At 72.4% G+C, this 16,439-nt stretch carries 16 protein-coding genes; 8 read left to right on the forward strand and 8 right to left on the reverse strand.

The window, feature by feature from the left end:
- Positions 1–43 precede the first annotated feature (43 nt).
- Positions 44–1,468, reverse strand: a complete 1,425-nt coding sequence (locus tag ACIPTO_RS28180) for a xylan 1,4-beta-xylosidase (protein ID WP_401196660.1) — start codon at positions 1,466–1,468, stop codon at positions 44–46.
- Positions 1,469–1,678: 210 nt separating this feature from the next.
- Between ACIPTO_RS28180 and ACIPTO_RS28185 the strand changes: the two genes are divergently transcribed.
- The gene (locus tag ACIPTO_RS28185) at positions 1,679–2,773 is read left to right on the forward strand and encodes a DUF5925 domain-containing protein (RefSeq protein WP_366321526.1); all 1,095 of its coding nucleotides are present in this window, start codon (positions 1,679–1,681) and stop codon (positions 2,771–2,773) included.
- 86 nt (positions 2,774–2,859) lie between these two features.
- Here ACIPTO_RS28185 and ACIPTO_RS28190 read toward each other — a convergent pair whose 3' ends face one another.
- The gene (locus ACIPTO_RS28190) at positions 2,860–3,231 is read right to left on the reverse strand and encodes a GntR family transcriptional regulator (RefSeq protein ID WP_366321528.1); all 372 of its coding nucleotides are present in this window, start codon (positions 3,229–3,231) and stop codon (positions 2,860–2,862) included.
- Between the two features lie 104 nt (positions 3,232–3,335).
- Here ACIPTO_RS28190 and ACIPTO_RS28195 point away from each other — a divergent pair, with 104 nt between their 5' ends.
- Positions 3,336–4,265: a GNAT family N-acetyltransferase gene (locus ACIPTO_RS28195; RefSeq protein ID WP_401196665.1), complete on the forward strand. Its 930-nt coding sequence runs from the start codon at positions 3,336–3,338 to the stop codon at positions 4,263–4,265.
- Positions 4,246–4,746, forward strand: a complete 501-nt coding sequence (locus tag ACIPTO_RS28200; protein WP_401196668.1) for a DUF402 domain-containing protein — start codon at positions 4,246–4,248, stop codon at positions 4,744–4,746. Before ACIPTO_RS28195 ends, ACIPTO_RS28200 begins: the two co-directional genes overlap by 20 nt.
- 7 nt (positions 4,747–4,753) lie before the next feature.
- On the opposite strand, the gene ACIPTO_RS28205 is transcribed toward ACIPTO_RS28200, so the two are convergent.
- A complete protein-coding gene (locus ACIPTO_RS28205; protein ID WP_366321534.1) occupies positions 4,754–5,362 on the reverse strand; it encodes a class I SAM-dependent methyltransferase in 609 nt (202 codons plus the stop codon).
- 135 nt (positions 5,363–5,497) lie between these two features.
- Between ACIPTO_RS28205 and ACIPTO_RS28210 the strand changes: the two genes are divergently transcribed.
- Positions 5,498–5,632 carry a hypothetical protein gene (locus ACIPTO_RS28210; RefSeq protein ID WP_366321536.1) on the forward strand — a complete coding sequence of 45 codons (135 nt, stop codon included), beginning with the start codon at positions 5,498–5,500 and terminating at the stop codon, positions 5,630–5,632.
- A gap of 11 nt (positions 5,633–5,643) precedes the next feature.
- Here the strand turns inward: ACIPTO_RS28210 and ACIPTO_RS28215 are convergent, their stop codons facing one another.
- Positions 5,644–6,096, reverse strand: coding sequence for a GNAT family N-acetyltransferase (locus ACIPTO_RS28215; RefSeq protein WP_366321538.1), 453 nt, complete (start codon positions 6,094–6,096; stop codon positions 5,644–5,646).
- A gap of 169 nt (positions 6,097–6,265) precedes the next feature.
- On the opposite strand from ACIPTO_RS28215, the gene ACIPTO_RS28220 reads away from it, so the two are divergent.
- Positions 6,266–7,309 carry a lytic polysaccharide monooxygenase gene (locus tag ACIPTO_RS28220; protein WP_401196671.1) on the forward strand — a complete coding sequence of 348 codons (1,044 nt, stop codon included), beginning with the start codon at positions 6,266–6,268 and terminating at the stop codon, positions 7,307–7,309.
- A 67-nt stretch (positions 7,310–7,376) separates the two neighbouring features.
- On the opposite strand, the gene ACIPTO_RS28225 is transcribed toward ACIPTO_RS28220, so the two are convergent.
- Positions 7,377–8,237, reverse strand: coding sequence for an alpha/beta fold hydrolase (locus tag ACIPTO_RS28225; RefSeq protein ID WP_366321542.1), 861 nt, complete (start codon positions 8,235–8,237; stop codon positions 7,377–7,379).
- Between the two features lie 146 nt (positions 8,238–8,383).
- Positions 8,384–8,827, reverse strand: coding sequence for a MarR family winged helix-turn-helix transcriptional regulator (locus ACIPTO_RS28230; RefSeq protein WP_401196673.1), 444 nt, complete (start codon positions 8,825–8,827; stop codon positions 8,384–8,386).
- 95 nt (positions 8,828–8,922) lie between these two features.
- Between ACIPTO_RS28230 and ACIPTO_RS28235 the strand changes: the two genes are divergently transcribed.
- Positions 8,923–9,297, forward strand: a complete 375-nt coding sequence (locus ACIPTO_RS28235) for a cupin domain-containing protein (protein ID WP_401196675.1) — start codon at positions 8,923–8,925, stop codon at positions 9,295–9,297.
- A 62-nt stretch (positions 9,298–9,359) separates the two neighbouring features.
- Here the strand turns inward: ACIPTO_RS28235 and ACIPTO_RS28240 are convergent, their stop codons facing one another.
- Positions 9,360–10,340 (reverse strand): DNA polymerase thumb domain-containing protein, encoded by a 981-nt coding sequence (locus tag ACIPTO_RS28240; RefSeq protein ID WP_401196678.1) that lies wholly within the window; start codon positions 10,338–10,340, stop codon positions 9,360–9,362.
- Positions 10,337–13,789, reverse strand: coding sequence for a DNA polymerase III subunit alpha (locus ACIPTO_RS28245; RefSeq protein ID WP_401196680.1), 3,453 nt, complete (start codon positions 13,787–13,789; stop codon positions 10,337–10,339). The genes ACIPTO_RS28240 and ACIPTO_RS28245 overlap by 4 nt, the downstream gene beginning before the upstream one ends.
- Before the next feature lie 279 nt (positions 13,790–14,068).
- Here ACIPTO_RS28245 and ACIPTO_RS28250 point away from each other — a divergent pair, with 279 nt between their 5' ends.
- Positions 14,069–15,151, forward strand: coding sequence for a DUF3533 domain-containing protein (locus ACIPTO_RS28250; RefSeq protein ID WP_401196683.1), 1,083 nt, complete (start codon positions 14,069–14,071; stop codon positions 15,149–15,151).
- Positions 15,148–16,347, forward strand: a complete 1,200-nt coding sequence (locus ACIPTO_RS28255; protein ID WP_401196685.1) for an AAA family ATPase — start codon at positions 15,148–15,150, stop codon at positions 16,345–16,347. The genes ACIPTO_RS28250 and ACIPTO_RS28255 overlap by 4 nt, the downstream gene beginning before the upstream one ends.
- Positions 16,348–16,439: the final 92 nt, after the last annotated feature.

The following is a 16,439-nucleotide window of genomic DNA, read 5'->3' on the forward strand; positions in this document are numbered from 1 at the left end:
GAGTCGCCCGGGGTTCCCTGGCGTTCCTTGGTGTTCTACGGGGTCAAGTCGGCGTGCGCATGAGCCACTTGACCTCGTAGGCCGTCATGTCGAACGTCCTGCCGTCGACCTTCGCGCTGATCTGCCGGTCCAGGGTGTTCACCACCAGGATCGCCTTGTCGGTGGCCAGGACCCGTACGTTCGGCACGTCGTCGGCGGCGACCGGCACGGTCTCGAACCTCGCGCCGGGGCCGAAGGCCGCGTCGAAGCGGGAGACCAGGTCGTACATGGGCAGTTGCCGCCCGCCGCCGGGGCCGTCGGTCGGGGTCCACAGGCAGCCCGCGCACTCCGTGCCCTTCTCCTTCTCCGGGTTCCAGTAGAAGCCGGAGGTGGCTCCGCCCCTGGCCAGGGCGATCATGCCGGTGGCCTGGACGGCGACCCGGTGGGACTCGGACCAGCCCTTGCGGTCGTCGTTGCCGTCGGCGGGCTCGACGTAGTACTCGGCCCACCACAGCGGCAGTCCGTGCGTCTGCTCCCGCACCCACTCGCTGACGGCGGTGAGTTTGTCGGTGGCCCCGAACTCGTCCGGCAGGAGGTCGTCGTCGTTGGTGTAGCTGGAGCCGTCGACGACCACGAAGTCCGCGCCGGCCTTGTGCTCGTTCCAGTAGTCGAAGGCGTCGATGATCCGCTGGTCCATCGCGCCCCACCTGCCCTTGAACGTACGGGAGGCGTTCGCGTCGCGCGGGTCCAGGCTGTCCATCACCAGATACGGGCCGCCGACCATGATCTTCGGGTTGACCTTCTTGAGCGCCTTGTAGACCAGGTTGTACAGCTCGGTGTACCCCTCGTAGTCCCAGCGCCGTTCGGCGTCGTTCCAGAAGCCCTTGAACTCGTTCCACACGATGAAGTGGGTGACGTCCGGGTACCGCTTGGCGACGGTCGCGGCGAGCGCCGCGTAGTCCGCGTAGTGGTCCGGCTTCGGTGCCGTCTCCAGCGAGGCCTGGCTCCAGTCGGTGTGGTCCACACCGGACGTGCCGCCCTTCATCCAGTCCGGCGAGCAGCACAGCGTGATGACCGGGGTGCCGCCCGACGCGCGCATGAAGTCGACACGGCGGTCCAGGGCGCCGAAGTCGTAACGCCCCTTCACCGGCTCGGGGTTGTCGGCGCCCCAGCCCATGATGGCCTGGTCCTGCGGCAGTCGGGACGTCCTGAGGAGCCCCTCGACGCGCTCGGTCGCGGTGCCGCTGCCCTCGTCGGCGCTGTACTGGGTGTGGGTGAAGCCCCAGCCGACCTCCGGCCGGTCCGCGTCGGGCGGGGTCGCCGGGGTGCCGTGCACCTTGTCGCCGTCCCGTGAGGTGCCCGCGGTGCTTCCGCCGCCGGGAAGCGTGTTGACCAGCGTCACGATCAGGGCCAGTACGGCCGCCCCCACGCCCAGCAGTGCGGTGAGCCGCCACCGCAGTGCCGCCGAATTCCACCCATGACGTCCCATCAAGGGCAACAGTAACGTCGGCGCCGGACGGTGGGGCAGGTCTCCGCGTGCACAGCCCTGTAACAGGGCGGAGGTGATACACGGCCGGGCCTCGACGGGACCCGGTCCGGACACATCGGGCGCATCGGATGCACCGGACGGAGCCGACACTCGGGGGCGCACTGCGGAAACCGGGTGCGGACGGGGTCGTCGTGCCGGATCATGGCCCCCATGTCTGCCAACCCGCACGACGCTCTGCCGATCCGGCTCAACGTCGACGACTCCGACTCCCCGTCCGATGTCGTCGACGCGCTGTTCCTCGGCCGGTTCGCGACGGGCGAGCAGCCGTACTCGCACGCGGCGAACATCGACCGCGTACGGTCCGGGGCGACCCTGCTCCCGCCGGGCGCCCGGGTGCTGCGCGCCGCGCGTGACGACGACCGCAGCGCGACGCTCGCCGAGGGCGACGGCTGGACCCTGCTGATCTCCCGCTGGAACCGGGGCGCCGACGTCACCGTGACGGCGACCAGCGAGGAACTCGCCGCGAAGGTCCTCGACCAGGCGACCGACGGCGCGGCCGACGAGCCCGAACCGCAGCCGGAGAACGTGACGATGGGGTTCTGGTACGTCTCCCCCCGGCGCGGCCCGCACCGCACGACCCGGCAGATCTCGGCGGGCACGTGGGAGGAGGTGCGCCCGAACTACACGGGTCCGGTGGCGGACGCGATGGACCGCCTGATGAAGACGACCCCGGAGGACATCGCGGGCCGTCTGCTGTTGCTGCACGGTCCGCCGGGCACCGGCAAGACCTCGGCGCTGCGCACGCTCGCGCGGTCCTGGCGGGACTGGTGCCAGGTGGACTGCGTGCTGGACCCGGAGCGGCTGTTCAGCGATGTCGGCTATCTGATGGACATCGCGATCGGCGAGGACGACACGACGGGCAAGGGCCGCTGGCGGCTCCTCCTCCTGGAGGACTGCGACGAGTTGATCCGCGGCGAGGCCAAGCACACGGCGGGCCAGGCCCTGTCCCGCCTCCTCAACCTCACGGACGGCCTGCTCGGCCAGGGGCGCAACGTCCTGGTCGGCGTCACCACGAACGAGGATCTGGAGCGTCTGCACCCGGCCGTCGTCCGCCCCGGCCGCTGTCTCGCCCGCATCGAGGTCGGCCCCCTCACCCGCAAGGAGTCGGTCAGCTGGCTCGGCACGGAGGAAGGAGTCGGCCGCGAGGGCGCGACGCTGGCCGAGCTGTACGCCCTGCGCCGCGGCACGCAACCGACCTCGGTCCCGGACCAACGCGAGGGCGCGGACGCGGGGTTGTACCTGTAGGCACCCGGGCCTCCCACCGCCGGGACGGGTGTCCGCCGCGACGACGCTCGGCCGCGACGGCGCACACCGGCGGTGCCGACCTCGCCTCAGCCTTCTCCGTAGGCCGCCCGCAGGGCATCCCGCACGGCCGCCACCGCGTCCCCCTCCGCGAGTCCCAACCGCCGCACCTTCTCCGCGTAGGCCTGCGCGGCCGACGACGCCTCCCGCTCCGCCGCCGAGCCCGCGGCGGCGACGAACGTTCCGTTGCGCCCGCGCGTCTCGATCACCCCGTCCGTCTCCAGCGCCCGGTACGCCTTGGCCACCGTGTTCGCGGCGAGCCCGAGCGACTCGGCGAGGCCCCGGACGGTGGGCAGCCGGTACCCCACCGGCAGCACCCCCGCCCGCGCCTGCTCGGAGATCTGCGCCCGCACCTGCTCGTACGGCGCCGCACTGTCGTCGATGTGGATCTTCAAGGTCACGGCCCGATTGTCCCGCACCCGCCCGGGAACGCGCCCTCCGGAAGGGACACACCCGCCGGAAAACGGGAGGCACGACGGCGCGGCCCCGCCGTAGCGTGCGACCCATGACCGTGATCGCACGCGACCTGCGCCCCGACGTACCCGCCGACCTGGACGGCTTCGTCGCGGTACGCCGGCTCGCCCTCCCCTTCATGCTGCTCACCCCGGAGTCCGTCGCCCACGAGATCACCCACGCCCATCCGCGGTCCGCGCTGCGCAGGCTGGTCGCGGAGGAGGACGGCGAGATCATCGGCACCGCCCAGGTGGGCATCGCCCACGACAGCCCGGAGCCCGGCCGGGGCTTCGTCAACGTGTACGTGCACCCGGAGCGGACCCGCCGGGGCGCGGGCTCGCTCCTGGCCCGCACGGCCGAGGAGCACCTCGCCGCCCAGGGCGCGACCGGAATCTACGCCTGGGTGCTGGACGACCCGGCGCACCGCGCCTTCGCCGAGGGCTTCGGCTACACGGCGAGCCGCTCGGCGCACTTCCTCCGCCTGGACCTGGCGCACGGCACCCTGCCTCCGCTCGACACCCCGCCGCCCGGCGTGGAGATCCGTCCGGGCTCGGACTTCGCCGACGACCCGCGTCCCCTGTTCGAGCTGGACGCGGAGACGATGGCCGACGAACCCAGCGACATCGGTGTCGAGTTCACCGACTACGCGGACTGGCTGGAGGGGACCTGGCGACACCCGCTGTTCAGCCGGGAGTTGACGTCCGTGGTGCTGGTCGGCGGACGTCCCGCCGCGTTCAGCGCCGCCCGCACGGACGGCGACAGCCGGTACGGCACGGTCATGACCGGCACCGCCCGCGCCCACCGCGGCCGGGGCCTCGCCAAGCTCGCCAAGAACGACTCCCTGCACCGCGCCCGAGCCGCCGGCTGCACGGAGGCGTTCACGGGCAACGACACCGGCAACGGTCCGATGCTCGCGATCAACAAGTGGTTCGGCTACGAGATCTGCGCCACGGAGGTGCGCCATGTCCGTGAACTCACCTGATCCCGCGGGGCGGTTGGACGTCGTCCTCGTCAAGGCGGGCCGCACGAAGATCCGTTACGCGGCCGAGCCGCTCTCCGACGACGGCACCCGCCTCGCCGTCCGCGCCCCGTGGGCCGGTGACGGCGTCCGCGACTTCGGCTTCGTGCGCTTCGAGCGCGGGGACGTGTTCACCGAGTACTACTGGCGGGACCGCTGGTACGCGGTGAAGGAAGTCCGGGACGGCGAGGGCCGGTTGAAGGGCTGGTACTGCGACATCACCCGCCCCGCCACGCTCTCCGGCACCGAACTCGTCGTGGAGGACCTCGATCTGGACCTGTGGGTCTCCGCCGACGGGTCGGACGTACGGCGGCTGGACGAGGACGAGTTCGAGGAGAGCGGGCTGGCCGTGTCGGACCCCGCCGCCGCGGCGGCGGCCGTGGCGGCGCTCGACGAGCTGGAGGGGCTGGCCCGCGCGGGCGGGTTCGCCGCGCTGCTGCGGTGAGTCCGGCTCATGGCAGGGCCACCGCCGCGTACCGCTCGTCGTCCACCGGTCCGCCCCACAGCAGCGGGTCGTCCGAGAGCCGCTCCACGCGCAGGCGCCCGGCGTCGGGCACGAGGGGTGCCAGGAGACCGGCGAGACGGTCGGCGGATATGCCGACCGGGCTGACCGTGCCCCAGCGGCCCTCGATCAGCACGAGCCGGCCGCCGGGGCGGAGCAGTCCGCGCCAGTGCCGCAGGACGCGGGCGGGATCGGGCAGGGTCCACAGCACATGCCGTACGAGGACGACGTCGAAGCGCTGCTCGCCCACCGGGGGTGCCGCCGCGTCACCGACGAGGAACGCCGCGTCACGGCCGGCCAGCTTCGCGCGGGCGAGGTCCACCATCGCCGGGGAGAGGTCCACGCCGGTGACGTGGTGTCCCTGCTCGGCCGCGAGGAGCGACAGGCTGCCGGTGCCGCAGCCGAGGTCGAGGATGTCGGCGGCGCCCGCGGGCAGCCAGCCGCGCAGCCGGTCGGCCCAGGCCCGCCGGACCTCCGGGTCCCGCAGGCCGTGGTCGGGCTCCTCGTCGAAGGCGGCGGCCTCCGCGTCCCAGTCGACGTTCGCTACAGGTTCACTCATGAACTCAGCGTGACACCCACCACTGACAGTCCAATGGTGACAGCCGCCACAGACAGACCACCACCGATGAGTCACCCTCCCGGGAACGGTCCATCTCGTGAGAACACGAACCCGGGTGGACACAAGGAGGCAGCCATGCGCCGCACAACCGTGCAGAAGCCCCTGAGGAAGTCGGACACCCGCCGTGTGCGCGAGGAACTCGACGAGCGCCCCGCGGAGCGCCCCGAGATCCGCAAGGACATCGCCCGCACCTGGTGGCCGGAAGCCTGACCCCGGCCGGCTCAGTCCAGCCGTTTCCGGTAGTGGACGCGGTCGTACGGCCCGTCCGCGCGCCGCTCGACGACCTCGTACCCGAACCTCGGGTAGATCTTCTGGTTCTCCCACATCAGCGCGTTCGTGTAGAGCCTGACCTCGCCCAGACCGAGGGCACGCGCGCGTGCGTCCACGAACTCCAGCAGCCGCCGTCCCACCCCCGTGCCGTGCGCGTCGGGCCGGACGGCGATGCTGTCGAGGAACAGGTGATCCCCGCGCTCCTCGATGACCACCAGCCCGGTCACGGGCTCCCCCGTCACGAACACCCGCCCCGCGACCACATTCGCCATGTGGTCCGCCTCCATGGGCTGCGGCACCATACCGATCCGCGGAATGTAGGGGCGGAACGCCATGTCGGTCACGGCCTTCACCGCCGCCACGTCGCCGACGACGGCGACCCGCACCTCGTCCGTTCCCGTCACGGAACCGTCCTCCCTCAGCCCTCGGTTAGCCCTGCCTTAACACGACCATAAGGATCTCCCCTCCCCGTCTCCAGCAGGCGATTCCGCGGTGTTCAGGGGCTAGCTTCTGATCACCCCCACGGGGTCCGTCCCCCGCGCCGCGTACCGTCCGAGAAGCTGGAGTTCCCGCATGCCCGCACGCCGCAAGGTCGCCGCCGTCGCCGTTCTCGGGATGACTCCCCTCGCCCTGACCGCCCTCGCCGCGGCGCCCGCGGTGGCGCACGGTTCGATGGGGGACCCGGTCAGCAGGGTCGCGCAGTGCTACGCGGAGGGGCCGGAGAGCCCGAAGTCGGACGCGTGCAAGGCCGCCGTCGCGGCCGGTGGCACACAGGCGCTCTACGACTGGAACGGCATCCGGATCGGCGACGCCGCCGGACAGCACCAGGCGCTGATCCCGGACGGCAAGCTGTGCAGCGCGAACAACGAGGAGTTCAAGGGCCTCGACCTGGCCCGCGCCGACTGGCCGGCGACGAGCGTGAGCAGCGGGTCGTACACCTTCAAGTACCGTGTGACCGCCCCGCACAAGGGCACCTTCAAGGTGTACATCACCCGCTCCGGCTACGACCCCGCACGGCCGCTCGCCTGGTCCGACCTGGATCTGGAGCACCCGGTCGCGACGTCCACCGACCCGGTCGCGGCGGGCGGTTTCTACACCTTCTCCGGCACCCTCCCGCAGCGCTCGGGCAAGCAGCTCCTGTACGCGGTCTGGCAGCGCTCGGACAGCCCGGAGGCGTTCTACTCCTGCTCGGACGTCAGCTTCGGCGGCAGCGGCACGGCCGCCGACGGCGGTGGTACGAGCGGCAGTTCGACGCCGGCATCGACATCGCCCTCGAAGCCGGCCGCCCCGGCCACGCGCGCGCCCAGCACTCCCGCGCCGTCCGCCTCCGCGCCGTCCGACGAACAGATCGCGGCCGGTGCCGACAAGTCGACCATCGAGCACAACGGCCACGGGGACGCGGACGCGAGCACCTCGGCGGAGCCGGTCGCCGCGGCCAGGCAGGCCAACGAGCCGCAGGCTGCGGGGAGTTCGCAAGATCTCGCGGAGACCGGCGCGAACGACAGCTCGCCGTACCTCATCGTGGGCGGCGCCGCCTCCCTGGCGCTCGGCGCGGCGGCCCTGTTCGCCTCGGTGCGCCGTCGCGCGACCAACGGCGGTGGCCGGCACGGCCGTTAGCGGACCGTGCGGAGGGCGGGGCCTGTCCGGCGGCTCAGGTCGGACAGGCCCCGCGGTGTGCCTGTGGTCAGCTCAGCGCCGACAGGCAGGTGGTGGCACTGGCGTGCGCGGGGTCGAGGGCGTTGGCGACCTCGTGGAAGACGATCCGATCCGTCAGTCCGAGCAGGGCGTGCTCGGACAGGTCCACTGAACACAGGTTCTGGATCAGCACGTTGTGCACGTCGGACCCGCTCAGGAACTGACTCGTGTAGGGCGTGACGACCTCGTCGTACCGGGTCGCGATGACCGTGTAGTGGACGCCGGGGACGGTGTCGCCGCCCGCGTTCAGCTTGGCGAGGAAGGCCGAGCCGGCGACCTGGTCGGCGAGGCCGGGGGCAGCCGACGCGATCACGTCCTCGGCGCCGGGGAAGTACGGCAGGAGTTTGGTGAGGCCGTTCAGGGTGGTGCCGTGGTTGTCGGGGGCGATGCCGACGAAGGTGTTCACCTTGGCGGCTCCGCCGAGGAACTTGAGGTAGTAGCGGGGCATCATCCCGCCCTGCGAGTGCCCGACCAGGTCGACCTTGGCCGCGCCGGTCGCGGCGAGCACCTTGTCGACGTAGGCCTGGAGTTGCTCCGCCGACTTGTCGATGGGGCCGAGGCCGTAGACGAGCGGAATGCCGGGGAGCTGGCCGTAGTCGAGGGAGAAGACGCAGTAGCCGCGGGCTTCGAGGTACGGCGCGAGGACCAGCCAGTTGTCGGTGGCGTTGGCGAAGGTGCCGTGGACGAGGACGACGGGGCGCGGGTGGGCGGCGGAGGGCCGGCAGCTGTAGTCGTTCCAGCCGTGGGTGGGGGCGCTCGACGCATGGGCGGCGGCGGTGGGAACGGCGGCGACCGCGGCGGTCAGCAGCAGTGCGGTCAGGGGTCTGAGCAGTCGTTTCCAGGGCAGCATCGGGTGATCTCCTTGCGGCTCAAGGGAGTTGCGATGGCCTTACGCCCTGTGACCCGGATCACAAGAATGCTGTTCTCTCGTCAAGTTACGGGCGAGTAGGTGAAGTGTGAAGTTACGCGTCAGTAAAAACTTCCAGTGATAACCAGTCACCAGGTGGGCCTGAGGGGACCGTAGGGCGCGATTCGCCGCAAACGGTCGCACAACACGCGCACTTCACCCTCGCCCAGCAGGTCGGCCCAGGGCCGCACGGCATCCAGGGCCGCCTCCTCCGCCGCCCGCATGCAGGCCCACCCCGACTCGGTGAGCACGACCAGCCGGGCGCGGGCGTCGCCGGGATGCGGACGCCGTTCGGCGTACCCCTTGCGCACGAGCTCGTCGACGAGCTGGCTCGCCGCCTGCTTGGTGACGCCGAGATGCGCCGCGAGGTCCGTGGCCGTCGCCCCGTCCGGCGCGAGCCGCGCGAAGGCGAAGCCGTACGCCGGGCGCGCGTCGAAGCCGCGGGCCACGACCCCGTCGTTGATGCGCTGCGTCAGGTCACCCGCGGCGGTGAGCAGGGCGGCGGTCAGGGCGATGGCCTCGGAGTTCTCCACGAGGGCATTGAAACACCCTTGACGAATCGGTCAAGCCGCTTGACCATGAGGCCATATAGTCAAGGAGCTTGACCATCTTTCCCAGGAGGCAGTCCATGTCCATCGTCCACCCGTCCGACGCCGTCGTCCACGAGATCCACGGCGCCCGTTTCGTCTCGTACGCCCATCCCCGCACCGGCAGCAAGGAGCTGTGCGCGTGGCGGGGTGAGATCCCCGCCGGCACCAAGGCGCCCCTGCACACCGTCAACCGCGAGGAGATCCTGCACATCCTCGAAGGCGACCTGCTCATCACCCTCGACGGCCGCACCGAGCGGGTCGGCGCGGGCGACACGGTGATCATCAACCCCGGCGCGGCCTTCGGCGTGGAGAACCCCACCGACCGGACCGCGGTCACCTGGGTCACCACCTCCATCGGCCTGGAGGCGGAGCTGGCCGACGGAACGCGCATCGTCGCCCCCTGGGCCAACTGACCCCTGCCCTCGCGCTCTCCGCCGCCCCCCTTGAGCGGACGGGCGGTTCGCGGTCATCGGGGTCAGTCGGCCAGCGTCGCCGGGCGCACCGCCTCCTGCCCGAAGCGTCGGCGGGCCCGGTCCGCGGCGGCCTCGACCGCGCGGGCGCGGGCGTCCGCCGGGTCCATGGAGAGCTGGCGGTAGGCGCTCCCGGCCGGTCGCAGGTCGTCGGCGCGGAGCACGAAGGCCCGGACGCGGGCGCGTTGCAGCCCGAGCGAGGTCAACAGGCCCAGGGCGGTGGCCGCGACGGCGGGCGAGTGGTCGGTGGGTTCCGGCAGGGCGCGGGTGCGGGTGGTGGACGTAGCGTCGGCGTAGCGGACCGTGAGGGTGAGTCGGCCCGCGAACTTCCTTTCTCCGCGCAGGCGTTGGCCGATCCGGTCGGCAAGTCCCAGGACGGCCCGGTGGTGTTGGGCCGGATCCAGGCAGTCCCGGCCCAGGGCCAGGTCGGCGGTCAGGTGTGCCGCCGGTTCCGCGGGGACGACCGGGCGGGGGTCGCGGCCGTGGGCGCGTTCGGTCAGCAGCCGTGCCTGGCCCGCGCCGAGGAGCCGTTGCAGGGTCGCCGGCGGCAGGCCGGCGAGCTGGCCGATGGTGTGCAGCCCGTACCGGTGCAGTGTGTCCGCCGTGGCGCGGCCGATGCCGGGCAGCGCGGTGACCGGCCGGGGGTGGAGCCAGTCGGCCGCCTGCCCGGTGGGCACCCGGGTGGTGTCGCCCGGGGCGGACGCGTCGGCGGCCATCGCCGCCAGCATGCGGTTGCCCGCGAGGCCGGCGCTGCTGTCGATGCCGTAGTGGGCCTTCAGTCTCATCTTCACCGTCTGGACCGCGTCGTAGGCGGACATGTCGAAGTACCGGAGCGCCGACGTCAGGTCGACCTGAAGGGCGTTGGGCGGGATGGCCTGGACGTGGGGCGTGATTCCGGACACCAGTTCGATTACGTCGTCGTACTCGTCCCCGGTCAGCGCGGTGTGCAGGTGGAAGTGGGCGATGTGCCGCTGCCGCGCGGTCATCCGGCGCTCCCCGGGCTGCGGTGGCCGAACTTCTTCAGGTCGGCGGAGCGGGTCCCGGCGGGCTGGAGGTCGGCGTAGGGGTGGAGGCGGGCGCCGGTGGTGCCGTTGGCCAGGGTCCGCCGCGACTGGGCGGGAGTCGGATGCGGGTGGGTCTCGCCGAGGAGGGCGAGCGCCGCCTCGGGGCCGTCGTCCCGGCGGGCGGCGGCGATCTCGTCCAGGTCCCAGGCCATGGAACCGACGACGGTACGACGGGTGCCGCGCACCTGGACCGTGCCGCGCACCAGCAGCAGTCCGCTGTGGAAGACGGTGTGCGCGCAGGCCGGATGGGAGTCCTCGAAGAAGGCGAGGTCGACCAGGCCCGAACCGTCCTCCAGGGTGACGAAGATGACCCGCTTGCCGCTCGCGATCGGCGGGGTCTGGGTGGAGGCGCGCACCCCGGCGACCAACACCTGCCGCCCCGCCCGCAGTTCGGCCAGGTGGGCCGCGTCCGTCGCGCCGATCTCGCGCAACAGCCGGTGGTGATGCTCCATCAGGTGCTTGGAGACGTCGATGCCGAGCGCGCCCAGCTCGGCGCTCAGCGCCTCGCGTCCGGTCATCTCCGGCAGCCCGCTCGGCTCCGCTCCCCCGACGGCCCCCGTGTCCATGGGGAGTTGGCCGGCTCCCGCAGTCCGGTTGCGGGACTGCCGGTGCAGCTCGGTGATCTGGAGCAGCAGATCACGCCGGGTGAGACGGCCGTCGTGCAGACAGGCCAACGCGCCGATCTCGGCGAGGCGTTCGGCGACCGGCCGGCTGGGACGGCCCCGCTGCCAGAAGTCGGACAGCGATCCGTACGGCTGCCCCTCCTCGATCCGCGCGCACTCCTCCTCGCCGATGCCGCGCACCCCGGACAGCGCGAGCCGCACGCCCCACTCCTCCTGCTCGGTCATCTCCACGGTGTGCTTGACCCGGGAGCGGTTGATGTCGACGGGGAGGACCGGCACACCGCGTCGGCGGGCGTCGGAGACCAGGACCCGCTTGGGCCACATCCCGGGGTCGTGTTCGAGCAACCCGGCCAGCAGGAACGCCGGATGATGCGCCTTGAGCCAGGCGCTCTGCAGCGCCGGTACGGCGAAGGCGACCGCGTGGGCGCGGCAGAAGCCGTACGCCCCGAAGGCCTCGACGGTCCTCCAGACCTCGTCCCGGACGGCCGCGCCGTAGCCGCGCGCGTGTGCCTTCCGGTGGAACCAGTCCTTGATCAGGGGCAGTTGCTCCTTGTCGCCGAGGGCGCGCCGGGTGATCTCCGCGAAGGCCCGGTCGCAGCCGGTCAGCACGTGCAGTGTGTCGATGATCTGCTCGTGCCAGATGGTCACGCCGTAGGTGTCGGCGAGCACGGGTTCGAGGTCCCGGTGGGCGTAGACCGGTGTACCGCCGTGGCGGGCGGCGATGTACCGCTCGGGCATGCCGCCGGCGACCGGGCCCGGGCGGAAGAGGCTGATGTCGGCGATGACGTCCTGCACGTCACGCGGCTGGAGCCGGGACAACAGGTCCTGCTGGCCGGGGGATTCCAGCTGGAACAGTCCCAGCGTCTGGCTCTCCTGGATGAGCTTGAACGCGAACACGTCGTCGAGCGGCACCTGTTCGGGGTCGTCGAGGTCGATGCGGTGGCCGGTGGCGCGTTCGATCTCGGTGACGGCGTGGGCCATCGCGGACTGCATCCGTACGCCCAGCACGTCGAGTTTGATGTTGCCGAGCGCCTCGATCTCCTCCTTCGCGGCCATCGCCATCGGGTAGTCGCCCTGCGGAGTGGGCTGCACCGGCAGCCGGTCCAGGAGGGTCGCGTCGCTGATGACCACTCCGCAGGGGTGCATGGCCATGCCGTGGACGAGGGAGTCGAGCCCCTCGGCGAGTTCCCACAACGGGCCGAACCGCCCCATCTCCTTTGCCAGTTGGCGCAGTTCGGGCAGTTCGGCGAGGGCACTGGTGATGTCCGAGGCCCGCAGGTGCGGGAAGCTCTTGGCGATGCGGTCGACGTCCGCGGGCGCGATGCCGAGCGCGAGGCCGGTGTCGCGCAGCGCCCTGCGCGCGCGGTAGGTCTCGGGCATCGCGGTGACCGCCACCCGCTCCTTGCCGAAGCGTTCGAAGACCGTGTCGTAGCACTCCAGCCGGCGGGCGGACTCCACGTCGATGTCGATGTCGGGCAGTGATTCGCGGCGGGTGCTCAGGAAGCGTTCGAACAGCAGGCTGTGGTCGAGCGGGTTGGCGGTGGCGATGTCCAGCGCGTGGCAGACCAGCGAGCCGGCGCCGGAGCCGCGGGCGGCGACCCGGATGCCCTTGGCCCGGATGTCGGCGACGACCTGGCCGACGGCGAGGAAGTACGCGTCGTAGTTCCAGTGGGAGATGACGGCGAGTTCCTCCTCCAGCCGGTCGCGTGCCGCCCGGTCGCGGTCGAGGCCGCGCCGGACCAGGCCCTCCTCCGCGCGCAGGCGCAGCAGCCCGGCCGCGCCGCCCGTCTCCGGTCCGGCGCCGAAGAGCGAGGGTTCCGGGAAGTGCGGGACGCCGAGGCCGAGGTCGGCCGCCGGGTCGACGGCGCACGCGTCCGCCGTGGCCACGGTGTCCGCCAGCAGCCGGCGGGCCCGGCGGACGTCCGCTCCGGCGCACTCGGCGATCATCCGGGCCACGACCGCCATCTCCTTCTCGTCCTTGAGCCAGCGCTGTCCGCTGTCCAGTCGGCGCCGGTCGACGGGGCGCAGCAGCCGGGCCGCGTCGAGGACGTCGGCGAGGCGGTGCTGGGCGGGGTCGGCGTAGCGGACGGCGTTGGAGAGCACGGCGGTCGTCCCGGTGCGGTCGGCCAGGGCGAGGGTGCGGGCGGCCAGCCGCAGGGAGCCCGGAGCCGTGCCGAAACGATTCTGCGCTACGGCCTCCAACCGCACTCCCCTCCCGAAGACCTCCCGCCAGGGCGCCAGCAGCTTCGTCGCGACGTCCTCCCGGCCCACCGACAGCGCCCGCACCGGCTCCGAGAGCGGACCCAGCAGCACGGTCAGGCCGGGGCCGCCGTACGCGCGCAGCGCCTCCCACGGCACCACCGGCGGCGTACCGGACAGGGCATCCTCGTGAGCCGCCGACGTGATGCGGCACAGCCGCGCCCAGCCCGCCCGGTCCTGGGCGAGCAGCACGCACCGCAGCGGCGGCTCGACCACGTGCGCGCCGCCGCGGGCCGGGGTGCGCGGGCGCTGTGCGGGCGGCGGGGGCGCGAGGGCCTCCACCGCCAGGTCGATGCCGAAGAGCGGCCGGACCCCGGCACCGGCGCATGCCTGCGCGAACCGGACGGCACCGGTGACCGTGTCCCGGTCGGTGAGCGCGAGGGCCGTGATCCCGCGCTCGGCCGCCCGGCCGACGAGCTGCTCGGGGTGGGAGGCGCCGTAGCGGGCGGAGTAACCGGACGCGACGTGCAGATGGGCGAAGCCCGCCATGCTCCACCTCCATCCCACCACCCCTTTTCGGCCATCCGTCCGATATGTTCATCGTACGCCCGTTCGATTACTCTAGCCCCATCAGCCCCGGTCAGCGACTCGCATTCGAACACATCGACGATTCTTTGAGGAGGTGCGCGATGTCCGAAACGGGCGCCGCTCCGTCAGCTCCCCGGCCGGGCCGGGCAGTTGGAGCGAAAACATCTCCGAACACGCGTACGACATCCGTTCGGCCCTTTTCCGCCTGCGCGAACACCGGCCCGCCGGGACCGTGAGGACATGACAGAGACCCCCGGTGCCGGTACGTCCCGTACGTCCTTCCTCGGGGAGGTGAAGGACGCGGTCAGCCTGCGGGCCACCCTCCTCGTCGTCGGCGTGGTCGCCCTTCAGCTGCTCTTCATCGCCTCCTACGTGGGGGCGCTGCACAATCCGAAGCCCAGGGACGTGTCGTTCGGGGTCGTCGCCCCCGGGGTCACGGCCGAGCAGACGGTGGCCCGGCTGAAGCAGCTGCCCGGGTCACCGCTCGACCCGCGCGCGGTGTCCGACGCGGCGACAGCGCGGAAGCAGATCCTGGACCGGGACATCGACGGCGCCCTCGTCATCGACCCGCGCGGCACCCAGGACACGCTCCTGGTCGCCACCGGCGGCGGCACCGTCCTCGCCACCACCCTGGAGACCATCGCCTCCTCCCTGGAGAGGACCGAGCAGCGCACGGTCCGGACGGTGGACGTGGCACCGGCCTCCGGCCAGGACTTCGACGGGCTGTCGTCGTTCTACCTGGTCGTCGGCTGGTGCGTCGGCGGCTATCTGTGCGCCTCGATCCTGGCGATCAGCACCGGCGCCCGGCCCGCCAACCCGCGCCGCGCGGTGATCCGGCTGATCGTGATGGCCCTGGTCTCGGCCGTCGGCGGCCTCGGCGGCGCGGTGATCATCGGGCCGGTCCTGGGCGCGCTGCCCGGCAGTGTGACGGCGCTCTGGGGGCTCGGCGCGCTGGTCACGTTCGCCGTGGGGGCGGCGACCCTCGCCCTCCAGGGGGTCTTCGGGGTCGTGGGCATCGGCCTGGCGATCCTGCTCGTGGTGATCGCGGGCAACCCGAGCGCGGGCGGCGCCTTCCCGCTGCCGCTGCTGCCGCCGTTCTGGAACGCGATCGGACCCGCGCTGCCACCGGGCGCCGGCACCTGGGTGGCGCGCTCGATCGCCTACTTCAAGGGCAACGCCGTCACCGGCCCGCTGCTGGTCCTGTCCGCCTGGGCGCTCGCCGGGATCGTGGTCACCCTGCTGGCGGCGACCCTGCGCCGGAAGCACGAGGACCTGCTGGCCCGACCGGCGTTGTCAGACCCGTCTGCCACGCTGGACGGATGATCAGCACCCTCGCCGTCGAGAACTACCGCTCGCTGCGCCGCCTGATCGTCCCGCTGACGCGACTGAACGTGATCACGGGGGCGAACGGCACGGGCAAGTCGAGCCTCTACCGCTCCCTGCGCCTGCTCGCCGAGGCCGCGCGCGGCGGTGCCGTCGCCGCGCTCGCCCAGGAGGGCGGCCTGCCGTCGGTGCTGTGGGCGGGCCCGGCGACGATCGGCCGCGCGGTGCGCGAGGGTAGACATGCCGTGCAGGGCACGGTCCGCTCGGGCCCGGTCAGTCTGCAACTGGGCTTCGCGGGCGACGAGTTCGGCTACGCGGTGGACTTCGGGCACCCGAGCCCCACCTCGGGCGCGGGCGAGGCGCCGTCGATGTTCAACCTCGACCCGGAGATCAAGCGCGAGTCCATCTGGAGCGGCCCCGTCCTGCGCCCGGCCGCCACGCTCTCCGACCGCGCGGGAGCCGTCGTCAAACTCCGCGGGGCGAGCGGCAGTTGGTCCCGGACCCACGGCACCCTGCGCCCGTACGACAGCATGCTCGGCGAACCGGCCGACCCCCGGCACGCACCCGACGTCCTGGCGGTCCGGGAGTTCATCAGGTCCTGGCGGTTCTACGACCATGTCCGCACCGACGCGCACGCCCCGGCCCGGGCCGACCTGATCGGCACCCGCACCCCGGTGCTCAGCGGTGACGGCTCCGACCTGGCCGCCGCGCTGCAGACGATCCGCGAGATCGGTGCCGCCGACGCGCTGGACGAGGCCGTGGACGCGGCCTTCCCCGGCAGCCGGGTCGAGATCGCCGACCTCGGCGGACGCTTCCGGCTCGGCCTGCGCCAGCACGGCCTGCTGCGCCCGCTGGCCGCCGCCGAGCTGTCGGACGGCACCTTGCGCTATCTCCTGTGGGCGGCGGCCCTGTTGACCCCCCGTCCCCCGTCACTGCTGGTGCTGAACGAGCCGGAGACGAGCCTCCACCCGGACCTGATCCCTCCGCTCGCCGACCTGATCCTCACCGCCACGAAGGACACCCAGATCGTCGTCGTCACCCATGCCAGACCCCTCGCGGACGCTCTCCGGAAGGGCTCATCCGGACACCGTCTCGACGTCAACTCCATAGAGCTGGTGAAGGAGTTCGGACAGACGGCGGTGGCGGGGCGCGAGGGCCCGCTCGACGAACCCCTGTGGTACTGGCCCAAGCGCTGAGCCCGCCGGGCGGACGCGGAGGCGGGCCGGGCGGAGCAGGTACGCGAAGGTCCCGCCCCCCTCGCGCGCGGGGACGGGACTTCACGGCGCTG

Origin of the sequence: Streptomyces sp. NPDC090083 (genome assembly GCF_044747445.1) — a bacterium.
Classification (GTDB): domain Bacteria; phylum Actinomycetota; class Actinomycetes; order Streptomycetales; family Streptomycetaceae; genus Streptomyces.

Bases quoted from the DNA above. Each gene is read 5' to 3' on its own strand.
- ACIPTO_RS28180 (WP_401196660.1), bottom strand. From the start codon at position 1,468: ATGGGACGTCATGGGTGGAATTCGGCGGCACTGCGGTGGCGGCTCACC.
- ACIPTO_RS28185 (WP_366321526.1), top strand. From the start codon at position 1,679: ATGTCTGCCAACCCGCACGACGCTCTGCCGATCCGGCTCAACGTCGAC.
- ACIPTO_RS28195 (WP_401196665.1), top strand. From the start codon at position 3,336: ATGACCGTGATCGCACGCGACCTGCGCCCCGACGTACCCGCCGACCTG.
- ACIPTO_RS28200 (WP_401196668.1), top strand. From the start codon at position 4,246: ATGTCCGTGAACTCACCTGATCCCGCGGGGCGGTTGGACGTCGTCCTC.
- ACIPTO_RS28205 (WP_366321534.1), bottom strand. From the start codon at position 5,362: ATGAGTGAACCTGTAGCGAACGTCGACTGGGACGCGGAGGCCGCCGCC.
- ACIPTO_RS28210 (WP_366321536.1), top strand. From the start codon at position 5,498: ATGCGCCGCACAACCGTGCAGAAGCCCCTGAGGAAGTCGGACACCCGC.
- ACIPTO_RS28220 (WP_401196671.1), top strand. From the start codon at position 6,266: ATGCCCGCACGCCGCAAGGTCGCCGCCGTCGCCGTTCTCGGGATGACT.
- ACIPTO_RS28225 (WP_366321542.1), bottom strand. From the start codon at position 8,237: ATGCTGCCCTGGAAACGACTGCTCAGACCCCTGACCGCACTGCTGCTG.
- ACIPTO_RS28235 (WP_401196675.1), top strand. From the start codon at position 8,923: ATGTCCATCGTCCACCCGTCCGACGCCGTCGTCCACGAGATCCACGGC.
- ACIPTO_RS28240 (WP_401196678.1), bottom strand. From the start codon at position 10,340: ATGACCGCGCGGCAGCGGCACATCGCCCACTTCCACCTGCACACCGCG.
- ACIPTO_RS28245 (WP_401196680.1), bottom strand. From the start codon at position 13,789: ATGGCGGGCTTCGCCCATCTGCACGTCGCGTCCGGTTACTCCGCCCGC.
- ACIPTO_RS28250 (WP_401196683.1), top strand. From the start codon at position 14,069: ATGACAGAGACCCCCGGTGCCGGTACGTCCCGTACGTCCTTCCTCGGG.
- ACIPTO_RS28255 (WP_401196685.1), top strand. From the start codon at position 15,148: ATGATCAGCACCCTCGCCGTCGAGAACTACCGCTCGCTGCGCCGCCTG.